Annotated in this window: 10 protein-coding genes; 1 reads left to right on the top strand and 9 read right to left on the bottom strand. The window is 70.7% G+C overall.

Translation table 11 applies throughout. From position 1 onward, the window contains the following. Positions 1 to 173 precede the first annotated feature (173 nt). From J4030_RS04280 to J4030_RS04250, 7 genes are all read right to left on the bottom strand, one after another. Positions 174 to 851, bottom strand: coding sequence for a response regulator (locus J4030_RS04280; protein WP_208047974.1), 678 nt, complete (start codon positions 849 to 851; stop codon positions 174 to 176). Then, complete coding sequence (locus J4030_RS04275; protein ID WP_208047973.1) at positions 848 to 3,352, bottom strand: ATP-binding protein; 2,505 nt, start codon at positions 3,350 to 3,352, stop codon at positions 848 to 850. The genes J4030_RS04280 and J4030_RS04275 overlap by 4 nt, the downstream gene beginning before the upstream one ends. Before the next feature lie 38 nt (positions 3,353 to 3,390). Beyond that, positions 3,391 to 3,978 (bottom strand): potassium-transporting ATPase subunit KdpC, encoded by a 588-nt coding sequence (kdpC, locus tag J4030_RS04270; protein WP_208047972.1) that lies wholly within the window; start codon positions 3,976 to 3,978, stop codon positions 3,391 to 3,393. Between the two features lie 3 nt (positions 3,979 to 3,981). After that, complete coding sequence (gene kdpB, locus J4030_RS04265) at positions 3,982 to 6,009, bottom strand: potassium-transporting ATPase subunit KdpB (RefSeq protein WP_208047971.1); 2,028 nt, start codon at positions 6,007 to 6,009, stop codon at positions 3,982 to 3,984. Beyond that, positions 6,006 to 7,652, bottom strand: coding sequence for a potassium-transporting ATPase subunit KdpA (gene kdpA, locus J4030_RS04260; RefSeq protein WP_208047970.1), 1,647 nt, complete (start codon positions 7,650 to 7,652; stop codon positions 6,006 to 6,008). The genes kdpB and kdpA overlap by 4 nt, the downstream gene beginning before the upstream one ends. Next, a complete protein-coding gene (gene kdpF / locus J4030_RS18645; RefSeq protein ID WP_374221978.1) occupies positions 7,652 to 7,738 on the bottom strand; it encodes a K(+)-transporting ATPase subunit F in 87 nt (28 codons plus the stop codon). The genes kdpA and kdpF overlap by 1 nt, the downstream gene beginning before the upstream one ends. 95 nt (positions 7,739 to 7,833) lie before the next feature. Further along, positions 7,834 to 9,198 carry a serine hydrolase gene (locus tag J4030_RS04250; RefSeq protein WP_208047968.1) on the bottom strand — a complete coding sequence of 455 codons (1,365 nt, stop codon included), beginning with the start codon at positions 9,196 to 9,198 and terminating at the stop codon, positions 7,834 to 7,836. A 74-nt stretch (positions 9,199 to 9,272) separates the two neighbouring features. Here J4030_RS04250 and J4030_RS04245 point away from each other — a divergent pair, with 74 nt between their 5' ends. After that, positions 9,273 to 9,656, top strand: a complete 384-nt coding sequence (locus tag J4030_RS04245; protein ID WP_208047967.1) for a ClpX C4-type zinc finger protein — start codon at positions 9,273 to 9,275, stop codon at positions 9,654 to 9,656. Between the two features lie 72 nt (positions 9,657 to 9,728). Here J4030_RS04245 and J4030_RS04240 read toward each other — a convergent pair whose 3' ends face one another. Next, a complete protein-coding gene (locus J4030_RS04240; RefSeq protein WP_208047966.1) occupies positions 9,729 to 11,543 on the bottom strand; it encodes an ABC transporter ATP-binding protein in 1,815 nt (604 codons plus the stop codon). Continuing rightward, positions 11,540 to 13,429: an ABC transporter ATP-binding protein gene (locus tag J4030_RS04235; protein ID WP_208047965.1), complete on the bottom strand. Its 1,890-nt coding sequence runs from the start codon at positions 13,427 to 13,429 to the stop codon at positions 11,540 to 11,542. The genes J4030_RS04240 and J4030_RS04235 overlap by 4 nt, the downstream gene beginning before the upstream one ends. Positions 13,430 to 13,440 lie beyond the last annotated feature (11 nt).

The raw sequence follows: 13,440 nt of genomic DNA, 5'->3' as shown, positions 1-13,440 counted from the left end.
ACGTCGGTGGGAAGTCGGCACTACGGCCACTTTCCCGCACCCGCACGGCGTACGTCGGTGGGAAGTCGGCGCTGCGGCCACTTTCCCGCACCCGCACGGCGTACGTCGGTGAGTTGTCGACACCACGGTCACTTCCCCGCACCCGCACCCCGTACGCCGGTGGTGACGGAGCGTCATACCCGCAGGCGGTACCCCTGCCCCGGCTCGGTCAGCAGGTAGCGGGGGTGCCCAGGTGCGGGTTCGAGCTTGCGGCGGATCCCGGCGGCGTAGACGCGCAGATAGTGGGCCTCACGCTCGTAGCCCGGCCCCCAGACGGCGCGCAGCAGATCCGACTGCGACACCAGGTGGCCGCCGGCGGAGGCGAGTCGCTCCAGCAGTTGCCATTCCGTCGGGGTCAGCCGCACGGACGCACCATTGCGGGTGGCGCGGCGTTCGACGAAGTCGAGGGTGAAGTCGGGGGTGCGCACCGTCGGTGCGTGGGCGGCGTCGCTGGCGGCGCGGCGGACGCTGGAGCGCACCCGGGCGAGCAGCTCGTCCATCCCGAACGGCTTGGTGACGTAGTCGTCGGCTCCCTCGTCGAGCGCCTCCACCTTGTCGTCGGAGTCGTGGCGTGCGGACAGCACGATGATCGGCACCTCGCTCGCGGCACGCACCCGGCGGATGACCTCGACCCCGTCCAGGTCCGGCAGCCCGAGGTCGAGCACGATCAGGTCCGGGACGGAGTCGACGACGCTCTGCAGGGCGCTGCGACCGTCGAAGGCGTGCTCGACGTCGTACCCGCGGGCGCGCAGGTTGATGCTGAGAGTGCGGACCAGGGACGGCTCGTCGTCGACGACCAGGATGCGCGTCATGGCAGCCGCACCGTCATGGTGAGCCCGCCGCCGGGGGTGTCGTCGGCGGTCAGCGTGGCGCCCATGGCCTCCGACAGGCCCTTGGCGACGGCCAGGCCGAGTCCGATGCCACCACCGCGCGGGGCGTCGCCGTACCTCTGGAACGGCGCGAAGATGCCGTCACGACGCGCCGGCGGCACACCGGGGCCGCGGTCCACCACCCGGAACTCCACGTGCCCGGCGACGTCCTCGGCGTCGACCGTGACCGGCGTACCGGTCGGGGTATGCCGGATGGCGTTCTCGATGAGGTTGGCGAGGACACGTTCGGCGAGGCCGGGGTCGACCGCGCAGGTCAGGTGCGGGTCGGTCTGGCGCACCTGCACCTGGGCCCGGTCGGTCAGCGAGTGCAGCGCGCCCTCGATCAGATCCGCCGCCAGGGTCTCGTCGCTGCGCACGGTGAGGCTGCCGGACTGGATACGCGACATGTCGAGCAGGTTCTCGATGAGCGCGTCGAGCCGGTCGGTGGACTCCTCGACCGTCTCCAGCAACTCCACCTGGTCGGAGCGGGACAACTCGATGTCGGTGCTGCGCAGCCCGGAGACCCCGGCCTTGATTGCCGACAGGGGTGTCCGCAGGTCGTGCGACACAGCGGCCAGCAGCGCCGTGCGGTAGTCGTTGTCCTTGGCGAGGACCGCCGCGTCACCCGCTCTGGCCGCCAGTTCCTCGCGGTGCAGGATCGCCTCGGCATGGTCGGCGAACGCCTCGACGAGTCGCCGTTCCCGCGCGTCGACGGTGCGGGTGGCCAGCACGAGGCGGTGGTCGGTCCCCACGTCGGCGCAGGTGAGGCGGGCCTGGTCGGCGACGTCGATCACGCCGCTGGACGCGATCACCGTCGGAGCCTCGGGGTCGAGTCCCGGCGTCCCGCCGCGGTCCGCGGTCCGCACCAGGGCTGCACCCGGCACGGCGAAGGTGTCCCGTGCCTGCTCCAACAGCGCGGGCAGTTGCTCCTGCGCGTCCAGCAGGGAGTGGGCCAGGGCGGCCATCAGCTGGGCGTCGCGTCCGGCCGCGGAGGCCTGCGCGCTGCGCCGGGCCGTCAGGTGTACGACGGTCGCGACGGCGGCGGCGACCAGCACGAAGAGCAGCAGCGCGACGGCGTTCTCCGGCCGCCCGATCGTGAACGTGCCGGTCGGCTGGGTGAAGTACCAGTTGAGCGCCAGGCTGGCGAGCACTGCCGCGGTGACGGCGGGCAGCAGCCCGCCGACGATCGCCACCAGGACGGTCAGTGCCAGATAGAGCAGCATCTCCAGCGGCAGGGAGTGGTACTGCTGCGTCGCGTCGAGCGCGGCCGTCAGCAGGGCGACCCCGACCGTCGCCAGCAGGAATCCCAGCATCGTGCGTCGCGGACCGAGACCCGGCAGTGTGATGCCGGCGGAGCGGCCGCTGCGCGTGAGGGGGTGGGTGACCATCAGCACGTCGATCTCGCCGGAGCCCGCGACGACGGTCTCCCCGACGCCACGGCCGAGCAGCTGCTGCCACCGCGACCGCCTGCTCGCGCCGACCACGATCTGCGAGGCGTTCACGCCGCGCGCGAACTCCAGGATCGCCTCGCCGACGTCGTCGCCGGTGACCGTGTGGAAGCGGCCGCCGAGCTTCTCGGTGAGCGCACTCGCAGCCGCCGCGGAGTCCGGCGGGGCCTCCCGCAGCCCCGACTCGGTCACCACCTGTACGGCGATCAATTCGCCCCCGGCACCGCGGTCCGCGAGCCGGGCGCCGCGTCGCAGGAGGGTGTCCTGCTCGGGTCCGCCGGTGAGGGCCACGACGACGCGTTCGCGCGCGGCCCACGTGGGCCGGATGTCGTGCTCGGTCCGGTACCGCAGCAGTGCCTCGTCGACCCGGTCGGCGACCCAGAGCAGGGCCAGTTCGCGCAGCGCGGACAGGTTGCCGGGTCGGAAGTAGTTCGACAGGGCGGCGTCGACCTTGTCGGCGCCGTACACGTTGCCGTGGGCGAGACGACGGCGCAGCGCCTCGGGTGCCATGTCGACCAGTTCGATCTGGTCGGCGCTGCGGACCACGGCGTCGGGGACCGTCTCGCGTTGCCGAACCCCGGTGATTTCCCGGACGACGTCGTTGAGGGATTCCAGGTGTTGGACGTTGACCGTGGAGATGACGTCGATGCCGTGGCTGAGGAGCTCCTCGATGTCCTCCCAGCGGCGCTCGTGCCGCGACCCGGCGGCGTTGGTGTGCGCCAGTTCGTCGACGAGCACGACGTCCGGATGCCGCGCGAGGACGGCGTCCACGTCGAGCTCGTCCAGGTGCGTGCCGTGGTGCTGCACGCTGCACCGAGGCACGATCGGGAGGTCGCCGATCTGCTCGAGCGTGTACGCCCGGTCGTGGGTCTCGACCAGGCCGACCACCACGTCGGTGCCGCGGTCGCGCCGCCGTCGGCCCTCCTGCAGCATGCGCACCGTCTTGCCGACCCCGGGTGCCGCACCGAGATAGACGCGCAGCCGGCCCCTGGACATCCCGTCATCCTCCCTTACCGCGAACCGTCGACGACGGGTCAGTGCTGCGGGGTCTCGGACAGAGCCCGCAGCGCGACGTTGAGCTCGAGCACGTCGACCCGGGGTTCGCCCAGATACCCCAGTGTCCGGCCGGTGGTGTGCTGGGCCACCAGGTGTCGCACCGTCGCCACCGGGAGGTGGCGCGCCGCGGCGACCTGCGGTGCCTGCAGGGCGGCGTACGCCGGCGAGATGTCCGGGTCCAGACCGCTGGCGCTGGTGGTCAGGGCGTCCGGGGGCAGACGGTTCCCGATCGACCCTGCGGCCTTACGCATCGCCGTGGCCGCCTTCCACAGCTGCGGGTCGGACTCCGGCAGGTTGGTCCCGCCGCTGGTGTCACCGGCGTACGACGACGCGGACGCGCGTCCGTGGAACCACGTCGGCCCGGTGAACTGCTGGCCTAGCAGGGAGGAGCCCACGACCCGGCCGTCGTGCCGGACCAGGGACCCGGTCGCCTGGTCGTGGAATCCGACCCGCCCGACCGCCCACACCGCGGCCGGGTACGCCACGCCCAGCAGCACGGTGAACACCAGCAGGAGACGGACGGCGGCGATGGTCTGTCGACGCCAGGTGAGGGAGGAGGAGGCCATGATTCACATTCCCGGTAGGAGCTGGACGAGCAGGTCGATGAGCTTGATGCCGACGAACGGCGCGATGACGCCGCCCACCCCGTAGATCAGCAGGTTGCGCGCGAGCAGCTGGTCCGCTCGCAACGGTCGGTAGCGAACACCCCTCAGCGACAACGGGATCAGCGCGACGATGATCAGGGCGTTGAAGATGACCGCCGAGAGCATCGCGGAGTTCGGCGAGTGCAGGTGCATCACATTGAGGGTGTGCAGCCCCGGGTAGAGACCGACGAACATCGCGGGGATGATCGCGAAGTACTTCGCCAGATCGTTGGCGATGGAGAACGTCGTGAGCGCACCGCGGGTGATCAGCAGTTGCTTGCCGATCCCGACGATCTCGATCAGCTTGGTCGGGTCGGAGTCGAGGTCGACCATGTTGCCGGCCTCCTTCGCGGCGGACGTCCCGGTGTTCATCGCGACGCCGACGTCGGCCTGGGCCAGCGCGGGGGCGTCGTTCGTGCCGTCACCGGCCATCGCGACCAGCCGGCCACCGAGCTGCTCCTTCTTCATCAGGCGCATCTTGTCCTCGGGCGTCGCCTCCGCCAGGAAGTCGTCCACCCCGGCCTCCTCGGCGATCGCCTTGGCGGTCAACGGGTTGTCGCCGGTGATCATGACGGTGCGGATGCCCATCCGCCGCAGTTCGGCGAAGCGCTGCACCATGCCCGGTTTGATGACGTCCTTGAGGTAGATCACCCCGACGGCAGCGGCCGGGGCGTCGCCCTGCCGGGTCGCGATGACCAGGGGCGTGCCGCCGAGCTCGCTGATCTCGTCGGCGGCCCGCATCGCCTCGGGCACCCCGGCGCCCCCCGACTCCTCGACCCAGCGGCACACGGAGCCCGCGGCGCCCTTGCGCAGCGACGTGCCGTCGGCGAGGTCGAGCCCGCTCATCCGGGTCTGGGCGGTGAACGGCACCACGGTCGCGTCGACGGGCGAATCCGCCGTCGTCCCGAGGGTCTGCGCCGTCCAGGTGACGATCGAGCGACCCTCCGGGGTCTCGTCGGCGAGGGAGGACAGCTGGGCCCACCGGTGCACCTGCTCGGCGTCCACGCCGGGCAGCACCCGGATGTCCGCCGCCTGCCGGTTGCCCAGCGTGATGGTGCCGGTCTTGTCCAGCAGCAGGGTCGAGATGTCACCGGCCGCCTCGACGGCGCGCCCGGACATCGCGAGCACGTTGCGCTGCACCAGCCGGTCCATACCGGCGATGCCGATCGCCGACAACAGCGCACCGATGGTCGTCGGGATGAGGCACACGAGCAACGCGACGAGCGTGACCAGCGTCGGCGGCCTACCGGTGAACGACGCGAGCGGAGGGATGGTCGCCACGGCGAGCAGGAAGATGATCGTGAGGACCACCAGCAGGATCCCGAGCGCGATCTCGTTGGGCGTCTTCTTGCGCTCGGCGCCCTCGACCAGCGCGATCATCCGGTCGATGAAGGTCTCACCGGGCTTGGACGTGATGCGTACGACGATGCGATCGGAGAGCACCGTGGTGCCACCGGTCACCGCGCACCGGTCTCCGCCGGCCTCACGAACGACCGGCGCAGACTCACCTGTGATCGCCGATTCGTCAACGGTGGCAATGCCTTCCACCACATCACCGTCACCGGGGATGACTCCCCCGGCGTCCACGACGACCCGGTCGTCCTGGCGCAGGTCCGCGGCCGACACCTCCTCCTCGGTGGTGCCGTCGGCGCCGAGCCGGCGAGCCGTCGTACTCGTCCGCGTCTTGCGCAGCGAGTCCGCCTGCGCCTTGCCGCGCCCTTCCGCGATGGCCTCGGCGAGGTTGGCGAAGAGGATGGTCGCCCACAGCCACACGGTGATGGCCCAGCTGAAGACGGACGGGTGCACGATCGCCAGCAGCGTGGTGAGGACGGAACCGACCCCCACGACGAACATCACCGGCGAGCGGTAGAGATGGGCGGGGTGGAACTTGCGCACCGCATCCGGCATCGAGGTGCCGGCACTGTGCAGCAGGGTGCTGGTCGGGCTGGTCATGAGAGGGCCTCCGCGAGTGGACCGAGAGCGAGTGCCGGCAGGAACGTCAGGCCGGTGACGAGCAGGGCGACGCCGACCATCAACCCGGTGAACAGCGGGGTGTGAGTGGGCATGGTGCCGTCCGTGTGCGGCCGTTTGCGTTGTGCCGCAAACGATCCCGCCAGAGCGAGGACGAAGATGATCGGCACGAATCGGCCGACTGCCATCGCGACGGCCAGGGTGGTGTTCAGGTACGGCTGGTCGGCGGTGAGCCCGGCGAACGCGGAGCCGTTGTTGTTCGCCGCCGAGGTGTACGCGTAGAGCATCTCGGTCAGACCGTGCGGACCGCTCGCCAGCAGACCCGAGCGTGCGGTCCGCAGCGCGAGTGCGGCGCCGGTGCCGACCAGGACCAGGGCCGGGGTGACCACGGTGTAGAGCGCGGCGTAGGTGATCTCCTTGCGGCCGATCGTCTTGCCGAGCAGTTCCGGCGTGCGGCCGACCATCAGACCGGCGATGAAGACGGCGAGGATCGCCACGATGAGGGCGCCGTACAGGCCGGACCCGACGCCTCCGGGCGAGATCTCGCCCAGCGCCATGTTGGTGAGGGCGCCACCTCCCCCGAGGGGGCTGTAGCTCTCGTGCAGCGAGTTCACCGCACCGGTGGAGGTGCTCGTGGTCGAGCCGGCGAAGATGGTCGACCCCCACACGCCGAACCGCACCTCCTTGCCCTCCATCGCGCCCAGAGCGTTCGTGGCGGAGGCGTGCTCGGCCCAGGTGATGACGGCGATGCCCGCCGCCCACAGGACCCCCATGAAGCCCAGGACGGCGTACCCCTGCCGCCGGTCGCCCACCAGTCGGCCGTACGCCCGCGGCAGCGAGAACGGGATGACCAGCATCAGGAGGATCTGCACGACGTTCGTGAACGGGTTCGGGTTCTCGAACGGATGCGCGGAGTTGGCGTTGAAGTACCCGCCGCCGTTGGTGCCCACCTGCTTGATCGCCTCCTGGCTGGCGACCAGCCCGGACTGCACGGTCTGTCGGCCGCCATCGAGGGTCTGGATGACGTGCGGCGCTGCCACGTCCTGGATGACGCCTCCGGCGAGGAGGACGATCGCGCCGATCACGGCGAGCGGCAACAGGATCCGGATGGTCCCGCGTACGAGGTCGACCCAGAAGTTGCCGACGGTGCCGGACTCCGACCGGGTGAGGCCGCGGATCACGGCGACCACGACGGCCAGGCCCACGGCGGCGGAGACGAAGTTCTGGATGGTCAGCCCGAGGGTCTGCACGACCGGTGAGGCCCCGGCCTCGCCGGCGGAGCTCTGCCAGTTGGTGTTGGTCACGAACGAGATCGCCGTGTTGAACGACGTGCTCACATCCATCGACGCGCCGCGCGCCAAGGGGAGGTGAGGTTGCAGGACGCACAACGCGAAGAGCACGACGACGCCCACCCCCGAGAACGCGATCAGCGACACGGCGTACGTCGTCCAGCGCTGCTGCGAACGCGGCGAGACCCCGCACAGGCGGTAGATCAACCGCTCGGCGCGCAGGTCGCGCTCGCTGGTGAACGTGTGCGCGATGTAGTCGCCGAGTGGCACGTGCACGAGGGCGAGCACGACGACCAGCGTCAGGATCGTGAGCAGCCCCGCAGTGGTGTCGCCCATCAGAACTTGTCCGGTCGAATCAGCGCGTACACGAGGTAGCCCAGCAACGCCAGGGCCAGCACTCCCGCGCCCACATATTCAGCCATGCCGCCAGTCAAGGACGGACCGCTGCCGACCCCCGCCTCGTTGATGCCGTCTTCACGGCTCTTGATGCTATCTTGATGCGCTGAGGCTCAGCGGCTCAGCGGCGTGGCGGCAGCCCGTCGAAGGTGACCGGCTCGCGCGTGAACGGGTAGGTCGCCCAGTGCAGTTGGCGCACCGACCCGTCCGAGTGGCGGTCGATCGTCAGCGGCTCGCCGCGCTCGCGCCCGGAGATCGTGCGGAAGGCATCGGCGCCATCTGCTTCGAAGACGGACGGCGGCAGATGCGCCGGCTGCCCGTCGACCCGCGCCTCGAGGTGGCCGTCCACGACGCCGAAGACGAACGCGCGACCCTCGGAGTACCACCGACCGATGAGCGGCAGCAGCTCCTGCGGCAGCGTGGTGCCGGGCTGCCACGGCTCGATGTCGACGGGCTCGTGCTTCAAGAGGTGGGCGCCGAGGTCCAGCGCGATCGCCGCCGGATCCGGTGTGGAGGTGGCGTTCATCAGCACCAGGCCGGTCGTCGCGCTCTCGCGCTCGGTGAAGACGCCGGTGATCGCGCCCGGGAACCCGCCGGTGTGGCCGACCCAGGTCTTCCCGTCGCGCCGCGCGAGCATCAGCCCCAGACCCCACGCCGAGGTCCACCCGACGGTGTCGGCGACGACCTGGGGCTGGACCATCTCCTCGAGGGTGTCCGGGTCGAGGATCTCGCGCGTCGGGTCGGCGAGGAAACCGTGCCACGAGATCAGATCGGACGCCGTACTCCACAGCGCACCGGCCGAGCCCGTGGCGGCCAGGTCGACCACCGGCTCCTGCAGCGGTACGTCGTGGAACGGGGGCACGAAGTACTGCCCGGCCGCGGGTGCGACACGGGTGAGCGTCGTCCGTCGCAGCTCCAAGGGGTCCAGCAGGCGGGCACGCAGGCTCTCGTGCCACTCGCGCCCGTCGAGGCGCGCGACGATCTCACCCAGGATCGCGAAACCGAGGTTGCTGTAGTGCCACCGGTCGTGCGGGCGTCCGATCCGCTCGGCGTCGTTCCACCCGGGCACCAGTTCGTCGCGGCCGGGGAATCGCAACTGTTCCCAGACGTCCCCGACCGGTTCGCGGGCCATGCCGGTGGTGTGCGAGAGCAATTGGCGGACCGTGACGCCGGGATGGGTCGCCTCCGGCAGGTGCCGCTCGACCGTGTCGTCCAGGCTCAGGCGGCCCTCGTCCCGCAGCTGCATCACCATCACCGCGACGAAGGTCTTGGTGTTGGACGCGATCGGGTACTGCGTGTCGGCGTCCGGTGGGGTGCCGGGCTTCGACAGGTCGGCCGTGCCGATCCCGTCGGTCCACCACAGGCTCCCGGAGCGGCCGACCGCGGCCAGCAGCCCCGGCACCCGTCCCTCGGACTGGCGGGTGGCCGCCTTGCGGTGCAGGTCACGTGCGGTCTGTGGGAGCAGGCGGGTGCTGGCGTCGTCCATCCGGCGACCGTACCCAAGAGCGTGACTCACACCTGCGTGTCAGGGACAACCTGACGGACGACGAGGAGACCGCCATGCCGACCACGACCCGGTCGCAGACCACCACCGTGCGGTGTTCGTTCTGCGCCAAGGACGAGCAGGACATCGCCAAGATCATCGCCGGCCCCGGCATCTACATCTGCAACGAGTGCGTGCAGCTGTGCAACGACATCCTGGCCGGGTCCGCTCCAGAGCAGGCGGGTGCCGACCAGCCCGAGCTTCCCTACTGGCAGAGCATGAGCGATGACCAGATGCTCGAGCTGCTGCCCAAGATCGCCGGTGTCGCCGACCAGGTCGAGACCGGGCTGGCGACGTGGGTCACCCGGCTGCGCGACCGCGGCGTCACCTGGTCGCGGATCGGCGCGGCCCTGGACATGACGCGCCAGTCGGCGTGGGGGCGTTTCTCCGGAGAGGAGTAACGGACGCGCACAGCTGATCGGAGTCGTCGCGCGCCCCATACGGCGCGCTACGACCCTGCTCGAACTGCGCGGTCAGCTGGACTGGGCCGACCAGGACGCGTGCATCCGGGCGTAGACGCTGCCCTTGTCGGCCACCAGTTCCTCGTGCGCGCCGCGCTGCACGATGCGCCCGCGGTCGACGACCACCACCTCGTCGGCGGCCTCCGCGGTGGACAGCCGGTGGGCGATGGCGATCGACGTACGGCCGGCCGCGAGGCGCTCCAGCGCCCGTTGGATGCGGACCTCCGTCGCCGGGTCGACCGCCGAGGTGGCTTCGTCGAGCAGCAGCAGGTCGGGCTCGGTGAGGTAGGCGCGGACCAGCGCGACCAGTTGCCGCTCCCCCGCCGACAGGGACTCCCCGCGCTGCCCGACGGCCGTGGCGAGTCCGCCCGGCAACCCGTCGAGCCAGTCGCCGAGACCGAGGGTCGCGAAAGCCAGCAGCACCTCGTCCTCGGAGACGCCCGGGCGCGCGAACCGCACGTTCTCCAGCAGCGACGCATCGAAGAGGAAGCCCTCCTGGGGCACGAGCACGACCCGGGACCGCAACGAGGAGAAGCGGATCCGGCGTACGTCGACACCGCTCAGCAGCACCGAGCCGGTCAACGGATCCATCAGGCGGGTGAGCAGCTTGCCGATGGTGGTCTTGCCCGATCCGGTCTCGCCGACGATCGCCACCCGTGAACCCGGCGTGATGTCGAGGTCGATGTCGTGCAGCACCGCGGCACCGCCCGGGTAGGCGAACCCGACATCCTGCAACTGCACGCGTACCGGGCCCGGCGGCAGGTCGACCCCGCCCTCGCCGGGGTCGGGGACGTCGGCCGGCGTGTCGATCAACCCGATGACGCGGCGCCAGCCCGCCACGGCGTTCTGCAGTTCGTTGAGGTTCTCCGTGGCCGTCTGCACCGGCTGGGTGAAGAGGTTGACCAGGAAGAGGAACGCCACCAGCTCACCGATCGTGAGCCGGCCGTGGGCCGCGAGGATCGTGCCGACCCCGAGCGCCGCGATGGTGGTGACACCCGCGACGACCTGACCCGAGACGAAGGCGCTGACCGTGCGCACCTGCGCGGTGATCGCGGCCCGGCGATGGGCCTCGACGGCCACGTCGATCCGCTCGGCGGTGCGGTCCTCGACGCCGTACGCGCGGATCGTCGTCGCGCCCACCACCGACTCCGACACCGCCCCGAGCATGTCGCCCACGCGCTCGCGCACCGCCAGATAGGCCCGCCCGATCCTGGCCTGGAACTTGCGCAGCAACAGGAAGAGCGGCACGAAGCAGACCCAGACGACGCCGGTCAGCTCCGGGCTGTAGAAGAGCATCAGCGCGGTGGCGATCAGGATCTGGGCGCTGGAGATGATCAACGTGAGCCCGCTGGACTGCACGAACTTGGAGATCTGGTCCACGTCGCTGGTCACCCGGGAGACCAGGGAACCGCGCCGCTCGGCGTTCTGGGTGAGCATCGACAGGTCGTGGATCTGGCGGAAACCCTTGATCCGCAGGGTCGCCAGACCGCTCTCCGAGGAGCGGAACAGCCGCAGGTTCACCGCGTACGACGCGACGCTGGTGAGCAGCACCGCCAGGCCCACGACGATCACGAGGCGCAGCACCAGCCCGACGTCCGGCCCGCCCGCAGCGAGGATCCCCTTGTCGGTCGTCTGCTGCACCGCAATCGGGACGAGCACCTGGCCGAGCGTGGCGACCAGCGCCAGCGCCAGGGTGATCGAGAAGCCTCGGCCGAGCTCCGGTGACAGCGTGAGTCCGCGCCGCAGGATCGCCCACGTGCCCAGGCTCTCGGTGTCGCCCAGATGGCGCGTGCGGGTGTCGGACCGCTCCTCGGTGGAGGTGCTCATCGCGCGTCCACCGGTTGCACGTCCTGACCCGCCGCGGCCTTGGCGTCCGCGCGATCCTGCGCGTCGTCGGCGTACGCGCTCACGATGCGGGCATATGGCGCGCACCTGTCCATGAGCTCGGCGTGGGTGCCGGTGTCGACCACCCGACCGCGCTCGACGTAGACGACCGTGTCGGCGAGCGAGATGGTGGACAGTCGATAGGCGACGACCAGGGTGGTGCTGCGGCTGCCCCGACGCTGCGCCTCCGCCCGCAGACCGTCCAGGATCGCGACCTCGACCGTCGGGTCGACCGCAGACGTCGCATCGTCGAGGACCAGCAGGTGCGGCGAGCGGATCACCGCCCGCGCCAGCGCGATGCGCTGCCGCTGGCCGCCGGACAGAGTGGCACCGCGCTCTCCGACCCGCGTGTCGAGGCCGTCGGTGAGCGCGTCGACGAAGTCCCTGGCCTGCGCGATCCGCAGGGCGCGGTCGACGTCGGCGTCGTCATACGGGCCCCCGAGGGTGACGTTGCCGCGCACGGTGTCGTCGAAGAGGAAGGTCTCCTGGGAGACCAGGGTCGCGGCCGCGGGGATGCCGTGACGGCGTACGTCGGCCAACCGGACGTCGTCCACGAGCACCTCACCGGAGTCCGGGTCGACCAGCCGGAGGGCGACGTTGGTGAGCGTCGACTTGCCCGAACCGGTGGGCCCGACGACCGCGGTCAGCGAACCACCCGCCAGGTCGAGGTCGACGCCGTGCAGCACCTGAGCGCCGCCGACCGATGCGCTGTCCTTGCTCGAGAGGTCGGAGGTGCCGCCCCCCTCGTAGGAGAAGTCGACCGCTCGCATGCTGAGCGCCCCGGAGCCGTCGGCCGGCAGCGCACGGTCGCCGTACGCCATGGATCCCTGCGCCGAGAGCACGTTGTCGATCCGGGTCCAGCCCACGAGGGTGACGGGGAGGCCGGCGAGCACCCACCCGAAGGACCGGACGGGGAAGGCGAGCAGCGCGAAGAGGTAGGCGACCTGGACCACGTCGGCGGCGCTGAGATCGCCGGCCTGCACACGTGCCGTACCGACCGCCAGCACCGCCAGCGTGCCGAAGGTCGGGATGGCGTCGATGACCGGCTCGAAGATGCCCATCACCCGGCCGACCTCGATGGCAGCACCGCGCAGCTCGTTGGTGCGTTCGGCGAAACGCTCGGTCTCCTGCTCCTCGCGGCCCATCGCCTTCACGACCAGCGCGGCCTCGATGCTCTCGTGGGCGACCTCGCTGACCTCGCCGCGCAGCTGCTGCGCCCGCGTGGCCCGCGGCGACATCTTGGAGCGGAACACCGCGTTGACCGCGAAGAGCGTCGGGAAGACCAGCACGCCGATCAACGCCAGCCACACGTCGATCCGCAGCATCTCCACCACCCCGACCACCAGCATCACCACGACCCCGAGGGCCAGGGGAAGCGGTTGGAAGATCGACCAGGTCGCCTCGACGTCGGCGTTCGCGTTGGACAGCAGCTGGCCCGAAGGGTGTCGGTGGTGCCAGGCGAGCGGCAGGCGCAGGTACTGCCGGGTGACCTGGCGTCGGTAGTGCGCGATCAGGTTGTAGTAGGCCATGCCGGCGCCGACCCGTCGGCAGACGACGCCGATCGCGTTGAGGAGCACCACGATCCCGAGTTCCCAGACGATGGTCCATATCTGGGCGGAGGTGATCTGGTGGACCCTGACCGCGGGGGTGACGATCGTGCCGACGAGGTGGCCGATGACGCGGGCTGTGAAGACCGTCATCACGCCGTAGACGAAGCTGCCGAGCACTGCGACGGCCAGCGGCCGTGGTTCGCGCCGGAAGCCGACGCCGATGATGCGCAGTGCAGGTCCGAATGCCCGGGCGGTCGAGGGTGCAACGGGCGCGGGCATATGCACCAGTA

Origin of the sequence: Allobranchiibius sp. CTAmp26, assembly GCF_017565405.1 — a bacterium.
Taxonomy (GTDB): Bacteria; Actinomycetota; Actinomycetes; order Actinomycetales; family Dermatophilaceae; genus Allobranchiibius.
The sequence above is the reverse complement of the archived record's forward strand: the minus strand, read 5'-3'. Positions and strand labels throughout refer to the sequence as shown.

Bases quoted from the DNA above. Each gene is read 5' to 3' on its own strand.
- J4030_RS04280 (WP_208047974.1), bottom strand. From the start codon at position 851: ATGACGCGCATCCTGGTCGTCGACGACGAGCCGTCCCTGGTCCGCACT.
- J4030_RS04275 (WP_208047973.1), bottom strand. From the start codon at position 3,352: ATGTCCAGGGGCCGGCTGCGCGTCTATCTCGGTGCGGCACCCGGGGTC.
- kdpC (WP_208047972.1), bottom strand. From the start codon at position 3,978: ATGGCCTCCTCCTCCCTCACCTGGCGTCGACAGACCATCGCCGCCGTC.
- kdpB (WP_208047971.1), bottom strand. From the start codon at position 6,009: ATGACCAGCCCGACCAGCACCCTGCTGCACAGTGCCGGCACCTCGATG.
- kdpA (WP_208047970.1), bottom strand. From the start codon at position 7,652: ATGGGCGACACCACTGCGGGGCTGCTCACGATCCTGACGCTGGTCGTC.
- kdpF (WP_374221978.1), bottom strand. From the start codon at position 7,738: ATGGCTGAATATGTGGGCGCGGGAGTGCTGGCCCTGGCGTTGCTGGGC.
- J4030_RS04250 (WP_208047968.1), bottom strand. From the start codon at position 9,198: ATGGACGACGCCAGCACCCGCCTGCTCCCACAGACCGCACGTGACCTG.
- J4030_RS04245 (WP_208047967.1), top strand. From the start codon at position 9,273: ATGCCGACCACGACCCGGTCGCAGACCACCACCGTGCGGTGTTCGTTC.
- J4030_RS04240 (WP_208047966.1), bottom strand. From the start codon at position 11,543: ATGAGCACCTCCACCGAGGAGCGGTCCGACACCCGCACGCGCCATCTG.
- J4030_RS04235 (WP_208047965.1), bottom strand. From the start codon at position 13,429: ATGCCCGCGCCCGTTGCACCCTCGACCGCCCGGGCATTCGGACCTGCA.